The sequence below is a fragment of the Flavobacterium ajazii genome (assembly GCF_010614725.1).
In the GTDB taxonomy this organism is placed as follows: Bacteria; Bacteroidota; Bacteroidia; order Flavobacteriales; family Flavobacteriaceae; genus Flavobacterium; species Flavobacterium ajazii.
Map to the genome: position 1 here is coordinate 31,873 of NZ_JAAEHL010000010.1, position 19,413 is coordinate 51,285.

The 19,413-nt window shown below is 33.7% G+C and carries 18 protein-coding genes and 1 other RNA gene; 6 read left to right on the forward strand and 13 right to left on the reverse strand.

The features are described 5' to 3' along the window. Window positions 1–12 precede the first annotated feature (12 nt). The 3 genes from GWR14_RS17415 to ffs form a co-directional block, all read right to left on the reverse strand. Window positions 13–213, reverse strand: a complete 201-nt coding sequence (locus GWR14_RS17415; RefSeq protein WP_163410362.1) for a hypothetical protein — start codon at window positions 211–213, stop codon at window positions 13–15. 4 nt (window positions 214–217) lie between these two features. Continuing rightward, window positions 218–1,021 carry an SDR family oxidoreductase gene (locus GWR14_RS17420; protein WP_163410363.1) on the reverse strand — a complete coding sequence of 268 codons (804 nt, stop codon included), beginning with the start codon at window positions 1,019–1,021 and terminating at the stop codon, window positions 218–220. 173 nt (window positions 1,022–1,194) lie between these two features. Next, window positions 1,195–1,292, reverse strand: an RNA gene (gene ffs, locus GWR14_RS17425) — signal recognition particle sRNA small type. Between the two features lie 88 nt (window positions 1,293–1,380). Between ffs and GWR14_RS17430 the strand changes: the two genes are divergently transcribed. Then, complete coding sequence (locus GWR14_RS17430) at window positions 1,381–2,433, forward strand: glutaminyl-peptide cyclotransferase (RefSeq protein WP_163410364.1); 1,053 nt, start codon at window positions 1,381–1,383, stop codon at window positions 2,431–2,433. Window positions 2,434–2,529: 96 nt separating this feature from the next. Further along, window positions 2,530–3,768 (forward strand): imidazolonepropionase, encoded by a 1,239-nt coding sequence (gene hutI, locus GWR14_RS17435; RefSeq protein WP_163410365.1) that lies wholly within the window; start codon window positions 2,530–2,532, stop codon window positions 3,766–3,768. 47 nt (window positions 3,769–3,815) lie between these two features. On the opposite strand, the gene GWR14_RS17440 is transcribed toward hutI, so the two are convergent. Further along, window positions 3,816–4,694, reverse strand: coding sequence for a hypothetical protein (locus GWR14_RS17440; protein WP_163410366.1), 879 nt, complete (start codon window positions 4,692–4,694; stop codon window positions 3,816–3,818). A gap of 97 nt (window positions 4,695–4,791) precedes the next feature. Between GWR14_RS17440 and GWR14_RS17445 the strand changes: the two genes are divergently transcribed. Both GWR14_RS17445 and GWR14_RS17450 read left to right on the forward strand, forming a co-directional pair. Then, entirely contained in the window at window positions 4,792–5,829 is a 1,038-nt protein-coding gene (locus GWR14_RS17445) for a formimidoylglutamase (RefSeq protein ID WP_163410367.1), read from the forward strand. A gap of 134 nt (window positions 5,830–5,963) precedes the next feature. Then, window positions 5,964–7,214 carry a DEAD/DEAH box helicase gene (locus tag GWR14_RS17450; RefSeq protein WP_163410368.1) on the forward strand — a complete coding sequence of 417 codons (1,251 nt, stop codon included), beginning with the start codon at window positions 5,964–5,966 and terminating at the stop codon, window positions 7,212–7,214. On the opposite strand, the gene GWR14_RS17455 is transcribed toward GWR14_RS17450, so the two are convergent. From GWR14_RS17455 to aroC, 3 genes are all read right to left on the reverse strand, one after another. Then, complete coding sequence (locus tag GWR14_RS17455; RefSeq protein WP_163410369.1) at window positions 7,211–9,394, reverse strand: tetratricopeptide repeat-containing hybrid sensor histidine kinase/response regulator; 2,184 nt, start codon at window positions 9,392–9,394, stop codon at window positions 7,211–7,213. The two genes, GWR14_RS17450 and GWR14_RS17455, sit on opposite strands and share 4 nt — an antisense overlap. A gap of 118 nt (window positions 9,395–9,512) precedes the next feature. Next, on the reverse strand, window positions 9,513–10,784 hold the full coding sequence (locus GWR14_RS17460) for a dicarboxylate/amino acid:cation symporter (protein WP_163410370.1): 1,272 nt from the start codon (window positions 10,782–10,784) through the stop codon (window positions 9,513–9,515). A 48-nt stretch (window positions 10,785–10,832) separates the two neighbouring features. After that, window positions 10,833–11,891, reverse strand: coding sequence for a chorismate synthase (aroC, locus tag GWR14_RS17465; RefSeq protein ID WP_163410371.1), 1,059 nt, complete (start codon window positions 11,889–11,891; stop codon window positions 10,833–10,835). A 186-nt stretch (window positions 11,892–12,077) separates the two neighbouring features. Here aroC and GWR14_RS17470 point away from each other — a divergent pair, with 186 nt between their 5' ends. Beyond that, the gene (locus GWR14_RS17470; protein WP_163410372.1) at window positions 12,078–12,905 is read left to right on the forward strand and encodes a UDP-2,3-diacylglucosamine diphosphatase; all 828 of its coding nucleotides are present in this window, start codon (window positions 12,078–12,080) and stop codon (window positions 12,903–12,905) included. 155 nt (window positions 12,906–13,060) lie between these two features. Then, the gene (locus GWR14_RS17475; protein WP_163410373.1) at window positions 13,061–13,558 is read left to right on the forward strand and encodes a hypothetical protein; all 498 of its coding nucleotides are present in this window, start codon (window positions 13,061–13,063) and stop codon (window positions 13,556–13,558) included. A gap of 65 nt (window positions 13,559–13,623) precedes the next feature. On the opposite strand, the gene GWR14_RS17480 is transcribed toward GWR14_RS17475, so the two are convergent. From GWR14_RS17480 to GWR14_RS17505, 6 genes are all read right to left on the reverse strand, one after another. After that, window positions 13,624–14,046: a protease complex subunit PrcB family protein gene (locus tag GWR14_RS17480; RefSeq protein WP_163410374.1), complete on the reverse strand. Its 423-nt coding sequence runs from the start codon at window positions 14,044–14,046 to the stop codon at window positions 13,624–13,626. Window positions 14,047–14,073: 27 nt separating this feature from the next. Then, a complete protein-coding gene (bshA, locus tag GWR14_RS17485) occupies window positions 14,074–15,210 on the reverse strand; it encodes an N-acetyl-alpha-D-glucosaminyl L-malate synthase BshA (RefSeq protein WP_163410375.1) in 1,137 nt (378 codons plus the stop codon). A gap of 388 nt (window positions 15,211–15,598) precedes the next feature. Next, window positions 15,599–16,081, reverse strand: a complete 483-nt coding sequence (locus tag GWR14_RS17490; RefSeq protein WP_163410376.1) for an ABC transporter ATPase — start codon at window positions 16,079–16,081, stop codon at window positions 15,599–15,601. A gap of 97 nt (window positions 16,082–16,178) precedes the next feature. Further along, complete coding sequence (locus GWR14_RS17495) at window positions 16,179–16,970, reverse strand: (Fe-S)-binding protein (RefSeq protein WP_163410377.1); 792 nt, start codon at window positions 16,968–16,970, stop codon at window positions 16,179–16,181. A 129-nt stretch (window positions 16,971–17,099) separates the two neighbouring features. Further along, entirely contained in the window at window positions 17,100–18,431 is a 1,332-nt protein-coding gene (locus tag GWR14_RS17500; protein WP_163410378.1) for a (Fe-S)-binding protein, read from the reverse strand. A gap of 5 nt (window positions 18,432–18,436) precedes the next feature. Further along, window positions 18,437–19,402 carry an MlaD family protein gene (locus tag GWR14_RS17505; protein ID WP_163410379.1) on the reverse strand — a complete coding sequence of 322 codons (966 nt, stop codon included), beginning with the start codon at window positions 19,400–19,402 and terminating at the stop codon, window positions 18,437–18,439. Window positions 19,403–19,413 lie beyond the last annotated feature (11 nt).

Below are 19,413 nucleotides of genomic sequence, written 5' to 3' on the forward strand. Positions count from 1 at the left end.
TACAATTTAAAATTACTTCGAAGAATTGTTTTTGTTCAATTCTTTCAATTCATCTCTAATTTCTTCTAAAACCCTTAAAGTATCTTCTTTATAAACTTCAGAATTATTGATTTTATCACTTATTGAGCTCAGTATTCTTCGAACAATAAACCAGACAAAAACTAAAAACAGAATCCCTAAAATACTTGGTAAAAATTCAGTAACCTTATCCATAACTCTACAATTTATAATGATTCATCAGCATTTTTTCATATACCTTGTCCGGAAGCGCACGTTTTAAAACAATTGAAAACTTCTGCATAAAAACCCCTACTTTATAATGCACTTTTGGACTCTTTTCCTGCATGATTTTATAAACAGCCTCTGCCATTTCATTCGGATTGCTTCCTGCGTCTACATGCTCATTCATTGTTGCAAGTGTCTCACCGTATACTTTTTCATAAGCCGAACCTTTTACAACAGGTGCATGATATCGTCCCGATGCAATATTCGTAGCAAAATCACCCGGAGCAACATTGGTAATCTCAATTCCAAATTGTTTTACTTCCATTCGCAAAGCTTCTGTAATCAGTTCCAAAGCTCCTTTTGATGCCGAATAAACACTTCGGTATGGCAATCCCATATAAGCAGCAATCGAGGTAATATTGATAATCAGACCTGATTTTTGTTCACGCATTTGTGGCAAAACAGCCTTCATCACTTCGATCGGACCAAAAAAATTGGTTTCAAAATTATTCTTGATTTCCTCCATCGGGATCTCTTCCAAAGGACCGGTAATTCCTACACCTGCATTATTAATCACAACATCTAACCTTCCTGAAGTTTTTATAATTTCAGAAACAGCAGTTTTTATTGATTCCGTATTTCGGACATCCAAAGCCACAAGCGGAAAAACAGAATTCAACACTTTCTCCGGATTCCTGCTCGTTCCATAAACAACGAAACCTTTTTGATGTAAAAATTCTCCAATTGATTTTCCAATCCCTGAGGATCCTCCGGTAATTAAAACTACTTTGCTCATTTTGAAGTTAGATGTTAAATGTTATAAATTAAACTTGATTATCTATGAGCAGAATTTGATTGAGGATTTAAAAACTTCTAACCTCTCACATATAACTTCTAACTCATGAAAGGTCCAAAAATAAAAAAATCCTCCCGAAGGAAGACTGCTTTTATATAAATTCTAAAAATAAAAAATGGCAAGCGACCTACATCGCACCGCTCAACCACGTACCCTTGCTATGTTCCCATCCTGGGGGAGTCTGCAGGAGCTGGTCGTGTAGGACTTGCCGATGCAAATATACAATCTTTTTATATTTTTGCAAGACCTTTGTTGCTATAAAAATATCGTTGTATATTGTACTATTCAAATTTTAAACCATGAAAAAACATAACTTCCTAACTGCCATTTTATTAGGAATTACATTAATTGGCTGCGGAGATAAAAATAAAGGTGAAAATTCTTTATTTACTATAGACGATTCTGCTTTTCCTGCACATTTTCTGCCACAGGAAGCTATTTCTATTGCTGTTTTAAATCCAAAATCGAAAGAAATCGACAGCATTGCCTACTTTGTAAACGACAAAAGAGTCGGAAGTACAAAAGGTACAGAAAAATTCAAATTCGAATTAAAAGATCAAAAATTAGGGTATCAGTACCTAAAAGCAACTGTTTATTTTGGCAGTGATTCATCTGATGCTACAAAAAGAGTTGAACTCGTTTCAAACGTTAATCCTAAATTATTAAAGTATAAAATCGTCAATACCTTTCCTCATGATAAAAAGGATTTTACTGAAGGATTGGAATTTTACAATGATACTTTATACGAAAGTACTGGTCAGGAAGGAGCTTCATTTATAAAAAAATACGATTATAAAACAGGTAAAGTTTTCAAAAAAATTGATTTGGATTCAAAATATTTTGGAGAAGGAATTACTTTTATAAACGGTAAATTATTTCAATTGACCTATAAAAACAAAAAAGGTTTTATTTATGATGCTAAAACATTAAAACTCGACAAAACTTTTGATTACGAAAAACAAATTGAAGGCTGGGGAATGACAAATGACGGAAAACATATCTATCAAACCGATGGAACTGAGAAAATCTGGAAAGTAGACCCTTCAACTCAAAAAATGATAGATTATATAAATGTATATTCCGGAACTTCTAAAATTAAAGCCGTTAATGAGCTGGAATGGATTAACGGAAAAATCTACACGAATGTTTGGTTTAAAGATGCTGTTGCTGTTGTAAATCCAGAATCTGGTGCGGTAGAAGGAATTCTTGATCTTTCCGGTCTGCGAAAATTAACAACCGGTACAACAACAGATGATGTTCTAAATGGAATTGCTTATAATCCTAAAACTAAAACTATTTTTGTTACAGGCAAAAACTGGGATAAAATGTTCGAAATAACCGTTTCAGAATAAATCAAACCCAAATAATCTAAAACACGAATTTCACAGATTTCACGAATTATTTCGTGATAATTTGTGAAATTTGTTTTTATACAACACTCATAAAAAATGATTACTCTTATCACTAACATAAAAGAACTGTTGCAAGTTCGCGAAATCCCGGTTTCAAAAGTTTCAGGAGCAGAAATGACTGTTCTGCCCACCATCAAAAATGCTTTTTTGATAATAAAAAACAATGTTATTGCTGATTTTGGTTCAATGGAAAACCTTCCGGAAATCAAAGCCGACAAAACTATTGATGCAACAGGACGAGTTGTTTCACCTACCTGGTGTGACAGTCATACACATATCGTATATGCGGGCAATCGCGAACAGGAATTTGTAGACCGAATTAATGGATTTACTTATGAAGAAATCGCAAATCGCGGTGGCGGAATCCTGAACTCTGCAAAAAAATTAAACGAAACTTCCGAAGAAGATATTTACGAGCAGTCAAAAGCCCGTCTCGAAGAAATAATGCATTTAGGAACGGGAGCCGTCGAAATAAAATCAGGCTATGGATTAACGATTGAAGGAGAACTAAAGATGCTTCGTGTTATAAAAAAACTTGCCGAAAATTACCCGATTTCGATAAAGGCGACCTTCTTGGGAGCACATGCTTTTCCATTGCATTACAAAGAAAACAAAGCTGGTTACATTGACGAAATCATAACCCAGATGCTTCCTGAAATAGCAAAAAACAAACTGGCAGATTATATTGATGTCTTTTGCGAAAGCGGTTATTTCTCTGTTGAAGAAACCGAAAAAATAATGGAAGCCGGAATACAGTTCGGATTAAAACCAAAAATCCATGTAAACCAGTTCAATTCTATAGGCGGTATTCAGGCTGGAGTAAAATTTAAAGCCCTTTCTGTTGACCATCTTGAAATCATGAAACCTGAAGACATGGAAGCTCTAAAAAACACCGAAACGATGCCCGTTGCATTACCTTCATGCTCCTATTTTTTAAGTATTCCCTATACTCCTGCACGTGAAATGATAAATGCAGGCCTGCCTATTGCTTTGGCAACTGATTTCAATCCCGGCTCCACTCCATCCGGAAACATGAATTTTGTTGTGGCAACAGCCTGTATCAAAATGAAAATGACTCCCGAAGAAGCCATAAATGCCGCTACCATAAACGGCGCCTATGCAATGGGAATTTCAGAAACCCACGGAAGCATTACAAAAGGCAAAAAAGCCAATTTAATTATTACTAAACCGATTTCATCCTATTATCAGATCCCATACGCTTTTGGAAGTAACTTAATTGAAAGTGTGCTCATTGAAGGCCAAATTTTAGCATAAAAAAAGAGGAGCATAACTCCTCTTTTTGTCTCTATTTTTTTCAATTCTTATCTTAAAGAAAAGCTTGTTTTAGAAACCAACTCATCATTATCAAAGATGTTGATAAAATAAGTTCCTTTTGCAAAATCTTTACCTGGCAAATCTTCAGAAACATTTACAGTTTTATTTTCGTACTGAACAGTTGTTTTAAAGCTGTAAGTTAAAGATTTATCACCAAAGCTTTCTGTCTTTTTATCACCTAAAACATTGTTTTTACTATCGATAACCTGAACATAGTACGTTTTATCCCCAGACTTTGCAATTTGATTTTCTGCAATAGTAAAACTAACTTTTAAAACATCAGCACGGCTTGCTTTGTCTGTTTCAATTTGCTTACCTGAGCTTTTCAATTTGTAAGCAGCTGTTTTTGTATTCAAAACAGACAGTTTAGAACCTTTTTCTACTGTTTTAGCTAAAGCTTCATTTTGACCAACCAAAACTTCATTATATTTTTTAGACTCTCCCAAGACTACAATTGTACTGTCTCTCTGAACTGTTAAAACACCATTTTGTTTTTTCAATTCATCATTTTCAGCTACTAAAGTTTTCATTTTAGCCTGTAGCCCCTGAACCTGAGATCTGTATTTAGAAACATCCCCTTTTGATTTATTCAGGTCATCCATCAAAGCTACAACTTTGTCTCTTTCCTGAATTAATTCATCTGACATTGAAGTATTCTCAGCAATGGCAGCATCATAAGTTGCTTTCAGTTCCTGAAGATCTTTCATTACAGATTCTTTTTCTGTCAATGTAGTAGTAAGTTCTGTTTTTACAACATCTGAATCAGAAGAAAGTTTAAAAATGTATACTAAACTACCAATAAGTAGGACTGCTAAAACTGCGATTACCGCCTTTAGACTTGAGTTGTTTTTGTTTGGGTTTTCCATATTTAATAATTTTCTTTAATAACAAATTTAAATAATTAATGTAAGGTAATAACGTAAGTTAACACTTTTATATTATTTTTGGATAATATTTTTTTTTATGGATAAGTTAATCCCTTTTACGATTAATGATTTAGCAAAAGTTACCAATCACAGAAGTGGTGAAATAAAATTTGGGGAAAAAATGATCCTTATTCCTAAGGGCATAAATTATATAGATTTCCTAAAAGAAAGTGACGCTAAATATGTGCTTTTGGGCATCCCTGAAGATATTGGTGTACGTGCCAATTACGGAAGACCCGGCGCAGCTTCCGCCTGGGACTGTGCAATAAAAAGCATAGCAAACATCCAGCATAACCGTTTTTGCAAAGGCAGCCAGATTATTGTTCTGGGACATATTGATGTAGCTCAGGAAATGAAGGATGTTGAAAACCTTGATTTTAACGATATTGATGACCGTTCAAAACTGAGCCAGCTAGTTGAAAAAATCGACAAAGAAGTTTCACATATCATCTTCACTTTAATCAAAGCAGGAAAAACACCTATCATTATTGGAGGTGGACATAACAATGCTTATGGAAATATAAAAGGTACGGCTTTAGCTAAAGGAAAACCAATAAACGCAATCAATTTTGATGCACATTCTGATTTTAGAATACTGGAAGGACGACATAGCGGAAATGGTTTTTCGTATGCTTACGAAGAAGGATTCCTTAAAAAGTATTTCATTTTTGGACTTCACGAAAATTATACTTCAAAAAGCGTTCTTGATATTATAAAAAAACTGGAAGACCGTGTACGCTATAATACTTATGACAGTATTAATATTCGGGAAGAAAAAGATTTCAACCACGAAATGATTTCTGCACTGGAATTCATAAAATCAGATTCTTTTGGTATTGAAATTGATCTGGATGCCATTCCAAATATCGCCAGCAGTGCCATGACCATCAGCGGTTTTTCAATTGAACAGCTGCGTCAGTTTATTTCGTACTTCGGACAGCACAGAAATGCTGCATACTTACATATCTGTGAAGGAGCTCCGGATTTAGACAATTCTTCAAACAACCATTTAATCGGCAAACTAATTGGCTATATGATAACTGATTTTATCAAAGCAAATCATGAAAAAATTTAACGATTAAACATTTATCAACGCCTTATCATCCATCCTTTTTCCAAATAAAATCTTAATCAATTAAACGATTGGCCGAATAAAACTATCTTTGCACAGAATTTAGTACTTAAAACTAAATTCCTAATACCTAAGATATGTTATTCGAAGATTTATCACTTTCAAAAAGTATACAAAGAGCCGTATTTGAAGAAGGCTATTTAAATCCTACCCCAATTCAGGAACAGGCTATTCCGGTTGTACTGGCCGGAAGGGATTTAATTGGCTGTGCACAAACCGGTACCGGAAAAACGGCTGCATTTGCAATTCCGATTATTCATCAATTACACAGAATCGTAGGTTCTTCAAAAAAAGCCAAACAAATTCGTGCCCTTATTGTCACTCCTACACGTGAACTAGCTGTACAAATCGGACAGAGTTTTGATACTTATGCCAAATATACGAATCTAACACAACTGACTATTTTTGGAGGAGTTTCTCAAAACCCACAGGTAGAAACTCTAAAAAAAGGAGTTGATATTCTTGTAGCTACACCGGGAAGACTCTTAGACTTACACAAACAAGGTTTCCTTGATTTAAATCATCTGCATGTTTTGGTTTTGGATGAAGCAGACCAGATGCTGGATATGGGATTTGTAAACGATGTCAAAAAAATCGTAAAGCTAACACCTAAAAACAGACAAACTTTATTCTTTTCTGCAACTATGCCAATCGCAATACGGGAACTAGCCGAAATGTTTTTGACAGAACCGGAAACAGTAACTGTATCACCCGTTTCTTCTACAGCCGAAAATGTGGAACAGCGTGTCTATTTTGTAGACAAAACTGAGAAGCGAAATTTACTTTATCATTTAATAAAAACAGAAGGCTTATCAAACGTATTGGTTTTTGCAAGGACAAAACACGGAGCAGATAATGTTGTAAAAGCCCTTCGTAAAAAAGATATTCCTGCAGAAGCAATTCACGGGGATAAATCCCAAAATGCAAGACAGCGCGTTTTGGATGCATTCAAGAACAAAGAAGTTGGTGTATTGGTTGCTACTGATATTGCTGCAAGAGGAATTGATATTGACCAGTTACCGTTTGTAATCAATTTTGATTTACCAAATATTCCTGAAACCTATGTACACCGAATTGGAAGAACAGGACGTGCCGGAAATGGCGGCATTGCAATATCTTTTTGTGGAAAAGACGAGCATCCATATTGGAAAGACATCCAAAAATTAATAAAGGTTGATGTAAAAACAATTAACGATCATCCGTACAAATGGCATGCTGGAAGCCCTGACCCAACTTCAGAAAAACCTAAAAATTCAAACAGAAGCGGAGGCGCACATAAATCCAGAAAATCAAACACTTCTAAGAAAAATAAAAAACGTTGGTATTAACAGCCAACGTTTTTCTCTTCTAAAATAAGATTATTTATAATTTTAAATAATTTTCCTGACTCAAAAGGCTTCACTATAATATCATTCATCCCTGAAGACAAAGCTTCTTCTGCTATTTCATCCTTATCAAAAGCGGTTAAAGCAATAACAGGTGTTACAATTCCGTTTGCCCGAAGTTTTCTTGTAGTTTCAAATCCGTTCATTACAGGCATATTGATATCCATTAATACAATATCGAACTCTTCTTGTTGCAGCAGTTCAATAGCCGCAAAGCCATCATTTGCAACACTGCATAGATAATTATTTTTTTCTATAATTTTCTTAGTAACCAACTGGTTAATAACATTATCATCTACTATTAAAACTTTGCATTGATAGGTGGATTCTAAATCAAAATCAATTTCATCAATTGCAGTTTTATTCTTTTCAGGATTATATTCAAAAGAAATTGTAAAAGTAAATATTGTCCCTTTCCCTATTTCACTTTGCAGGAAAATTGTGCTTCCAAACAACTCAAGAAGTTTTTTCACAATACTTAGTCCCAATCCCGTTCCCTGATAATCTTGTTCTTTTCGACCTACCTGTACAAACTTTTCAAAAACCTTGTCCTGGTCGGCTGATGCAATTCCGATACCGTTATCTTTTACCTGAAACTCTACAAAATGATGATTATCTTCTGTTTTTACCAAACTAGCTATGATTTCAACCTGTCCATTTTTGGTAAATTTAAGAGCATTACTCGCCAAATTCATCAAAATCTGACCAAGCCTGAGTTTATCTCCAATCAAATATTGCGGAATATTCGAATCAATATGCACAAAAAACTGATTATTATTTTTCTGAGCTAAAAAGGATAATGAATTTTTAATCATATTGATTTCCTCAAAGACATCAAAAACCGAATTTTCAAGAACCACTCTTTTTTCTTCAATTTTATTGATTTGAAGAATATCATTTACCAAAGACAATAAATAACGAGCCGAAAATTTTAATGAACTCAAATACTGACTTCCTGATAATTCCTTGTGTTCATCTGCTATAATATTTGTAATTCCGACCACACCATACAGTGGGGTACGCAATTCATGGCTAATGGTAGAAATAAAATGAGTTTTCATCTGCGACGCTTCTTCGGCGATTTCTTTTGCCTTTAAAAGTTCTTCATTTACTTTCTTTCTGATAATATTATTTTTATATAAAGTAAAAATCAGGAATAAAAAAATAAATGATATTAAAACAAATAAGACAACAATGATTTTGGATTTCTTGAGGTTTTCAGATTGCACAACTTTTTCATTTTCAATCTTATCAATCTCTCTTTTATATTCATCCAGCTCCAAATTAAATCCTGCTACAGATGCTTTTTTCAACTTCTCCTGACTGTACAGATCATCCGTAATCTTATTATAAAGAGACAGGTTTGCATAAGCTTCTTTATATCTTTTTACTTTGTTCAAAAAATTAGAATATTCTAAATATGCAAAAGACAAATCGTTTTTTTCTTTGCTATGCTGACCTAATTCAATTGCTTTTTTAAAGTACAAATCAGCATTTTTGTAATCATTTTTATAACCTGAATACATCCCGTTTAGCATCGCAACAATTACTTCTGTTGATTTGCTCTTGTTTTTCTGATCCGTATTAATAAATTTCAAAAATGAAGTTCCTTCTTTAAACTTTCCAATATCAAAATAGGCCCATGCAATATTTACATTTGTAAAATATACTTGCTTAAAATCATGAATTTTCAAACCATATGCGATGGCTTTTTTATAATAATAAATCCCTTTATCAAACTGTTTTTTTTCAAAACAGTAAGCATTCCCTAAATTATTATAAAGGCTATATTTTATAGAATCGTTGTTAATCTTATTGGCATATGCCAAACTTTTATTGTAGAAAAAAATAGACTTATCAAGTTCCGATAATTCACTATAATTATCAGCTATTACTTTATAAGAATAGGCAATTAAGTAATTATTCTTTTTTAAAGAAGCATAATTTAAAGCTGCTCTGGATTTAATTAGAGATTTTTCAAAATTTGAATTTTTGAAATCTGACCAGGCCAGTTTGATTAGTTTATGGATTTTAGCTTCTGAAATTTTATCGTGATGAGCCTCCGCCGAATTCCAAAAGCAATTCAGAAACAACAAACATAAAAACATCCGTATTCGGGGCATAATTCGGCTAATTTCATCAAATATACACTTTAAAATAAAAAGAGTTGCATTTGATAAACAAATTACAACTCTTTTCTAAAAAATTATCTGTAAAAATAAAACCTAAGCCTGAATCATTTTAAGCAACATTCTGCTCATTATTGCTTTCCCATTGGCCAACTACTGAAGTAGCGAGTGCATTTCCTAAAACATTTGTTGCACTTCTAAACATATCACAAAAATGATCAATCGGTAAAATCAATGCAATTCCTTCAACCGGAATATCAAACATTCCACAAGTTGCTGCAACCACAACCAAACTCGCTCTCGGTACACCTGCAATTCCTTTACTGGTAAGCATTAGAACCAAAAGCATTACCATTTGGGTTCCTAAATCTAAGTGTACATTATAAAACTGGGCAATAAAAATACTGGCAAAAGTCATATACATCATACTCCCGTCAAGATTGAAAGAATATCCAAGCGGAAGCATAAAAGATACGATTCTGTCTTTTACACCAAAATTTTCAAGTTCTTCGGTCAACTTAGGAAAAACAGCTTCACTGCTTGTTGTTCCAAAAGCAATTGCCAAAGGCCCTACAATACGTTTTAATAATTCGATCATTCTTCCTTTTAAGAAAATAAACCCAACAGCTATTAAAACCACCCACAATGTACCTATTCCTAACAAAAAGGAACCGAAAAATTTAAAATAAGTGATCAGCAACTCTTCTGCATCACGAACGGCAAACACACCTGCAATAGCCCCAAAAACTCCAATTGGAGCAAAGTTCATTACATAATTTACCATTTTTAATACAATGTGCGACATCTTATCTAATGCACCAATAACGGGTTTTACCTTTTCTCCTAAAGAAGCTGCTGCTAATCCAAAAAAGATTGAAAAAATTACAATCTGCAGAATTTCATTTGTTGCCATGGCCTCAATGATACTCTTTGGCACAATATGTTCAACAAAATTCTCAAAAGATAAATTTTGTGTTTTAGCCGTAACTTCAGATGCGGCACCCATATCAATATCATCTAATTTTATACCAACTCCCGGCTCTAAAATATTCACATAAAATAACCCGATTAATAATGATATAAAAGAAGCAGTAAAAAACCATCCCAGTGCTTTTCCACCAATTCTTCCAACGGTTTTTATGTCTCCTAATTTTGCAATTCCGACTACGAGAGTCGTAAAAACCAACGGAGAAATAATCATCTGAACCAATCGAATAAAAACAGTTGCCAGCATTTTTATTTTATTGCTGAACGATTGTGCCGCCTCAGTCGAAATCGAATTGTGCAATATGATTCCTAAAATAGCGCCAAGAACCATCGCTATTAAAATCTGACCTGTCAGTCCTGAAAAAAAAGATTTTTTTGAATTTTGGATTGTATCCATCTATTTGATTTTATAATTAAAAAAAGACCCTCACTGCCTGCTTTTAAATTAATATGTTTTGTTGATTAAATAAAAATCAGCCAAAACAATAGCCGCCATAGCCTCAACAATAGGCACAGCTCTTGGTACTACACACGGATCATGACGGCCTTTTCCTGTCATTGGCGTAATATTTCCTTTATTATCTAATGAATCCTGAGTCTGCATGATAGTCGCAACAGGTTTAAAAGCTACTCTGAAATAAATATCCATTCCGTTGCTGATTCCTCCCTGAATTCCTCCTGAAAGATTTGTTTTTGTAGTTCCGTCAGGATTGTATAAATCGTTATGTTCGCTTCCTTTCATTTCTGAACCAGAAAAACCGCTTCCATACTCAAAACCTTTTACAGCATTAATAGACAGCATTGCTTTTCCTAATTCAGCATGCAGTTTATCAAAAACCGGTTCTCCCAAACCAACAGGAACGTTCTGAATCACACATGAAACCACTCCTCCAACTGTATCTCCCTGCTTACGGATATCACGAATATATTCTTCCATAATTGCTGCTGATTTTTCATCAGGACAACGTACAGGATTACTTTCTATCTTCGAAAAATCAAGTTCCTGATAAGGTGTATCTAAATGAATTGGCCCAACAGATGAAACGTAGGCATTTATTTTAATTTCCGGTAACATTTGCTTTGCAATTGCCCCGGCTACTACTCTGCTCGCTGTTTCACGTGCCGAACTTCTTCCGCCTCCGCGATAATCCCTAAAACCATATTTCTGATCATATACATAATCAGCATGACTTGGCCTGTAATTATCTTTTATATGTGAATAATCATCTGATTTTTGATTGGTATTAGGAATAATAAATCCAATTGGTGTACCTGTAGTTTTTCCTTCAAAAATTCCGGATAAAAACTGAACTGCATCCGGTTCTTTTCGTTGTGTTACAATTGCGGACTGCCCTGGTTTTCTTCTGGACATTTCAACTTCAATCGCTTCAAAATCAAGTTGAATTCCTGATGGACAACCGTCTATTATTCCGCCTAAAGCTTCCCCATGAGATTCACCAAATGTGGTAACTTTATATAGTGTGCCGTAGCTATTTCCTGCCATTATAATTAGTTTTGAGCAAATGTAAGTTTTATGAATTAAATTAAAAAATTTAAAATCAGGATTTAAAGCAAGTACATTTGGCTAAAAAATCATAATTTATTAAAATTAAAACCAAATTGATAACCTTTTGATAAAACGAAAATGATTCTGGTTTGCTTTATTTGTTAAACTTCAAATTAAGAAAAATTGAAAAAAAGAAACGTCGAACTGGTCATCATTTCCGATGTGCATTTGGGGACTTATGGCAGCCATGCCAAGGAACTAAACAACTATCTTTCAAGCATTAAACCAAAAACATTAATTTTAAATGGTGACATTATTGATGCCTGGCAGTTTAGAAAATCATACTTTCCAAAATCACATTTAAAAGTCATTCAGCGTATTATCGGAATGGCTTCAAAAGGCACAAAAGTCTATTACATTACAGGAAATCATGATGAAATCCTAAGAAAATTCAGTGATATGAATATGGGCAACTTTTCTTTGGTTGACAAACTGATTTTAGAACTGGATGATAAAAAAGCATGGATTTTTCACGGAGATGTTTTTGATGCATCTGTTCAACACTCAAAATGGATTGCGAAACTTGGTGGCTTAGGTTATGACTATTTGATTCTCTGCAACCGTTTTGCAAACTGGTGCCTGGCGAAACTAGGCAAAGAACCTTATTCTTTTTCAAAAAAGATAAAAGCCAGTGTAAAAAAGGCCGTTAAATTTATTTCTGATTTTGAAACTACTGCTACGGATTTAGCAATCGAAAAAAAATACGATTATGTAATCTGCGGACACATTCATGAACCTAAGATTCTCACCAAAGAAAACAAACACGGATCTACAGTTTATCTAAACTCAGGAGACTGGATAGAAAATCTGACCGCTCTGGAATACCACAAAAAAAGATGGAAACTATTCTCTTATGCTCAGTCAAACTTTACTGACACCGAAGAAAATCTTTTTGAAATGGAAGATACTTTAACAGCAGAATTACTTTCTTCAATTGTAAAATCAAAATAACTCTTTCAACAACAAAAACTTACATACTTTTTATATTATTACGCATATTTTTTTCATACAAACATGGGAATTACATAACAATTTTACAGAATTTTATACGTTACAACATAACAGTAATTGTAATTTTGAAAAAAATTAATAACCATTTTTATTTTATGAAAAAAATCATTTTATCTGCCATTGCGCTATTAGGATTCGCTTTTACCGCTCAATCACAGGAAATTTCTAAACATGCTTTAGGTCTACGTTTAGGAGATAATAATGGATTCGGAGGAGAAATATCATATCAATTAGGATTAAGTCAAAAAAACAGACTTGAATTTGATTTGGGCTGGAGAGACAATCATGACGTTGATGCTATAAAAGGTGTAGCACTTTACCAATGGGTTTGGAATATTGAAGGAGGTTTTAACTGGTATGCCGGTGTTGGTGGTGGTATTGCAACCTGGGATTATGATTATCATTATGGAAATGATCATTATAGTGACAGTGGAACTTATGTTTTTGCTGCCGGAGATATTGGTATAGAATACAGATTTAAAGAAATCCCTCTTACTTTATCATTTGATGCCAGACCAGAAATTGGATCAGGTTATTATGATGACGACAATTTTGGTTTTGATGTTGGATTTGGAGCAAGGTTCAGATTCTAATATTTATAAAAAAACTAAATCAACTTCCTATAAAAAATCCAGCCACTATAAATGGCTGGATTTTTTTATTTGACAATTATTTCCTTTTTCGATCTTATTTTTACTACTGTGTAAGGATATGTAATAACCTGCATCAGCATTGCATCAGAGGCTGGATTATTTTCTTTTACTGTAATGATAATATTTTTATCTGTTTCTTCTACCTTTTCAACTCCTATTGAATAACCTCCGGTGTTTTTTTGCCCCATATTCAGGATTACATAATTCGAATTAGCAATATCTTCCTGATTAATTTTACCTTTTATATGCGGATCATTCTGAAGCATTATAATTTCGTTGGGTTCACTCAGGATTTCAAAAAACCTGATATTTCCACCTCCATCAGATTGTTCCGTTAAGATTTCATACAAAGCTGTTGAATCTGATGTTTTTTTTGCTCCACAGGAAATTAAAACAAAAACTGTCAAAACTGAAATCACTTTTTTCATACCACTTTATTTTACTGATTAAAACCTCTATTCCTTATAATCATCTATCGCTTTCTGATATAACGCTTCATACTTAGGTAATATGTTTTGGATATCAAATTTTTTAGCAACTTCCAATGCATTGTTTTTAAACTCTTTCAAAACCTTATCATCTTTAAGAATCTTAATCGCATTTTCAGCCATTTCATCAACATTTCCTACATCACTCAAATATCCGGAAACACCATCATGATTCACTTCAGGCAAACCACCCGAATTACTTGAAATCACAGGAACTCCACAAGCCATAGCTTCTAATGCGGCCAAACCAAAGCTTTCTGTTTCAGATGGTAATAAAAACAAATCAGTCAAAAGTAAAATTTTGTCAATTTCATTACTGTTCCCAAAGAAAATAACCTTATCCAGAATTCCTAACTCCTGACATAACAGTTCTGCTTTTTCTTTTTCAGGACCATCTCCAACCATCATCAGTTTAGCTGGCATTTCTTTTTGAATGCGATAGAAAATCTTAATAATATCCGGAATTCTTTTTACTTTTCTAAAATTACTGATATGTGTAACAATACGCTCCTCTGCATTAGCCATAACACTACGGTGACAAGGCGCTGTTGGATCTTTAACCACTTTATCCAGTTCTATAAAGTTTGGAATTACCTTAATCTTATTCTTGATTTTGAATAATTTTAATGTATCGTCTTTCAAACTTTGTGAAACTGAAGTCACATAATCTGATTTATTGATACTAAAAGTAACTGCCGGTTTATAAAAAGGATGATTTCCTACCAGTGTAATATCTGTTCCATGAAGCGTTGTAACCATAGGAAGATTAATTCCTTCATTTTTCAGCATTTGCTTTGCCATATAACCCGCATAAGCGTGTGGAATTGCATAATGCACGTGTAACAACTCAATTTTGTACAATTTCACCATATCAACCAGTTTACTTGACAAAGCCAATTCGTAAGGCTGATAATGAAAAAGTGGATATTCGGGAACGTTTACTTCGTGATAATGAACATTAGGATTCAAAAGTGCCAATCGAACCGGCTGGCTGTAGGTAATAAAATGTATTTCGTGTCCTCTTCTGGCTAATTCGAGGCCTAACTCAGTGGCTACTACACCACTACCTCCAAAAGTAGGATAACAAACTATTGCTATTTTCATGTATTAAATTTAATACTACGAAAATACTCAAAAAACAGCTGTGGTCAAGCATTTAAAATGTTAGATTTTCCTAAAATTATACCTTATCCAAAATCTAAAAAACAAAGACATAAAAAACCAAAACATCCATTGGTTAAATCATTTTTTTTTAGCAGAAAATATTCTTTTTCATAAGAACTAAAGTCCTGCTCTCCACTATATCTGTTGTTGCGAACCCCGCAACAACAGGATGCCGTTACGATCAGGGCTAAATTAGAAAACTTTAATTTCTCATGTAAACTACTAATTTCCCAAAAAAAAACTTTAAATGTTTTCAACCAAAATTAATTTCAACAAAAAAAGACATAAAACCTAAATTATATGTCTTTCAAAATATTATAAATGTCTCTTAGAAAAATCTGCTATGCCAGCTATCCGCGGCAGGAACTTCCCAAGCCTCATTAAATTCTTCAATATTAGTAACCAGATTATTAAAAACAATTGTATTCTCTGAAACCGACTTATCTTTAACCATTTTCTTAAAATCAATTAAAGGTTTATGAGCTATATGCTCCCCCAGTTTGAAAGTAACATTCATTTTATCCAGCAAATCAACATTATATTTTTTCTCTAAGCTCTGAATAAATTCTACCGAGCTATCAATAGAACAGCCTGTTGCTGTTTGTACTTCCTGATTAACAGCCAATATAATAAAACGATTGTATTTAAGTAAAAAAGAAGCTTCAAGACTTGTCCCATGTGCTGCCCACTGCTCTACAAAAGCTTTTAAATCAGTTTCGATTTCAGAAAACTCTTCCTCAGAAAATTTTCTGTTCGATTGATAAATCCAAACTCTGGATTCACCAGGTAAATTTTCAAAAGGTATATACATTTTTAAATTTCTTTTTTGTTTGTTTTTTTGTTTCAAGTTTAAAGTTTCAAGTTAAAAAACTTCGAACCTTTGTCACTTTGTTACTTCGAACCTTAGATTACAAATCTTGTGCATTAGCGATTAATTCTGCAATGTCCATTACTTTTACCTGTCCTTCCTTTTCTTTGTTTTTAATGCCATCCGTCAGCATGGTATTACAGAACGGACAACCGGCAGCTATAATATCCGGGTGGGTTTCAAGAGCGTCTTCAGTTCTTTCAATATTCACTTCTTTATTTCCTCTCTCAGCATCTTTAAACATTTGCGCTCCTCCGGCACCACAACACAAACCATTTGCCTTTGAACGCTTCATTTCAACCAGTTCAACATCCAGTCTCTGAATCAGATCTCTTGGTGCTTCATATACTTTATTTGCTCTTCCTAAATAACAAGGATCGTGAAAAGTGATCTTTTTGCCTTTAAACTGCCCGCCTTCAACAGTGAGTCTTCCATCATCAATTAATGTTTTTAAAAACTCTGTATGATGAATAACTTCGTAATTACCTCCTAATTCAGGATATTCATTTTTTAAAGTGTTAAAACAATGAGGACATGCCGTAACTATTTTTTTAGCCTCATAAGCATTCAAAACCTCAATATTCATCATAGCCTGCATCTGGAACAAAAACTCATTTCCAGCTCTTTTTGCAGGGTCTCCGGTACAGCTTTCTTCAGTACCAAGAACAGCAAAAGAAACATTTGTACGATTTAGAATTCGCACAAAAGCTTTTGTGATTTTTTTTGCCCTATCATCAAAACTTCCTGCACAACCAACCCAAAACAACACTTCAGGCTGTTTTCCTTCGGCCAGCATTTCTGCCATTGTTGGTACTACTAAACTTTCTGACATCTTCTTCTTTGTTAAATCGGTTAATCGTTACTTTTTTAATAGCCTTCTAACAGCTAAGAACAAAACTAAAACCGAAATTATTTTTATTTAATCGATTAAACGGTTAAGCGAATAACCAATTAAACTTTTTTAATTCTCGTTTTTCCAATTCAATCGGTCCTGTTGGCTGTACTGCCATGGCGCACCATTGTTTTCAATATTCGTCATCATTGCATTTAGAGACATTGGTGCAGCACTTTGCTCCATTACTAAATAACGACGCATATCCATAATAATAGATAACGGACTAATATTTACCGGGCATTCTTCCACACAAGCATTACAAGACGTACACGCCCATAACTCCTCTGGTGTTATGTAATCGTTCAATAATGTTTTATTATCTGGAACAAAAACTCCTTTATTGGCATCGATATTTTTTCCTACTTCCTGCAAACGATCTCTTGTATCCATCATAATTTTACGTGGAGACAATTTTTTACCCGTTTGATTTGCAGGACATGATGATGTACAACGCCCGCATTCTGTACAGGTGTAAGCATTTAATAATTGTACCCAGTTTAAATCCTGAACATCACTTGCACCAAATTTTGCAGGAATAGCATTTTCATCTACCGGAGCAGCAGCAAAAGGATCGGCATTTGGATCCATCATCAACTTCACTTCTTTGGTAACTGATGCCAGATTATCAAATTGCCCTTCAGGTTTTAAATTAGCAAAATATGTATTTGGAAATGCCAAAATAATATGCAGGTGTTTTGAAAAATATAAGTAATTCATAAAACACAAAATACCTATAATATGCAGCCACCAGAATGCTTCAAATAAAACCACAACCAATTCATTTGATATTCCATTAAAAACTGGAGCTACAAACTGACTAATTGGAAAACTACCTGCTTTATGAAAAACTCCTCCCGGGACATTTTGCAAGTGCAAATCGGCAGCATTCATCAATAAAAACAGAATCATTAATACTGTTTCAAAATACAGAATATAATTAGCATCTTTTTTAGGAAATCCATTCAAGTCTGGATTAATAAAACGTTTCAGTCTGACAACGTTTCTCCTGATCCAAAAAACGGTTACAGCAAAAATTACAAGTATTGCTAATATTTCAAATGAAGCTATCAAAACATCATAAACTCCCCCTAAAAAAGGTGCAAAAACTCTATGAGTTCCTAATAATCCATCGATAATAATTTCGAGTAACTCTATATTGATAATTACAAATCCTACATATACAAAAATATGAAGTATTCCGGCTATAGGACGTTTGACCATTTTGGACTGACCAAGTGCAATCATAGCCATATTTGTCCAGCGTGCTTTAGGGTTATCTTTCCTGTCTACGTCAACACCTAAATTAATATTTCGGATGATTTTTTTGACGTTTGAAGCAAAAAAACCAAAACCGGCTATTAGAATTATAGCAAACAAAATATTATCAAGATAGCTCATTGCTGTTATTTTTTAGTCGTCGGATTCTCCTCTTCTGTTGGCGCCACATAAGGTTTATTTTTCTTTCCGAAAACAGAAACATTTACGTAACGTGTTGGATGCAGACGTACATCCTGCAATAATAATTCTAACTCTTTTGAAGTTTTTGCCAGATTATTATACAATGCATCATCATTTAATAATTTCCCTGCTGTACCTTTTCCTGAATTTAAATTCGTCATAAGCCCATCAACTTTAGCTAATGTCTGGTTCAGGTTTCTGACTGTTTTCCCTAAATCAGCCTTGTTTAAAGTATCAGATATTTTATTGAAGTTCCCTGACATCTTGTTTAAATTTGTCACGATCCCGTTTATCTGACCTTTATTAGTATCTAAAATAGAATTCAGACTTCCTGAAGCTTTATGAAACTGCTCCATTGTCTGACTTAACTCAGCTATTGTTTTCTTCAGGTTTTCTTGTGTTTTTTGATCTAAAGTATTGTTCAATCCTGTAACCAGAACATCAATATTTACGAGCATCTTTTCCAGTTTTTGCTGAATCGGCTCTATCTTACCTCCTAAAGATTCTGTCAAACCTAATTCAACATTGCTTACCAGAGTCTGTCCATCTTCTGCAGGATCTTTGTCAGCTAAATTCGGAACAATCTTTATTTGCTTCCCACCAATTAAACTTGGCGAATATAAAGATGCCTGACTTGTTTTGGAAATAGGAAAATCTGTTTTTAATTGTAACTCAACTAATAATTTACCTGTAACTTCATTAATTGTAATCTTATTTACTTTACCAATTACAAGACCGTTTAATGTAACCGGAGCTGTTGACGCTAAATCCTCAACATTATCATATTCAACATATAATATTTTGTAATTCGTAAAAAGGTCTCTGCCTTTTAAAAAACTATACCCCCAAATAAATAATAAAATGGATGCGATGACTAAAATAGCCGTTTTAATTTCTCTTGTTAGTTTCAAAATTGTAAGTA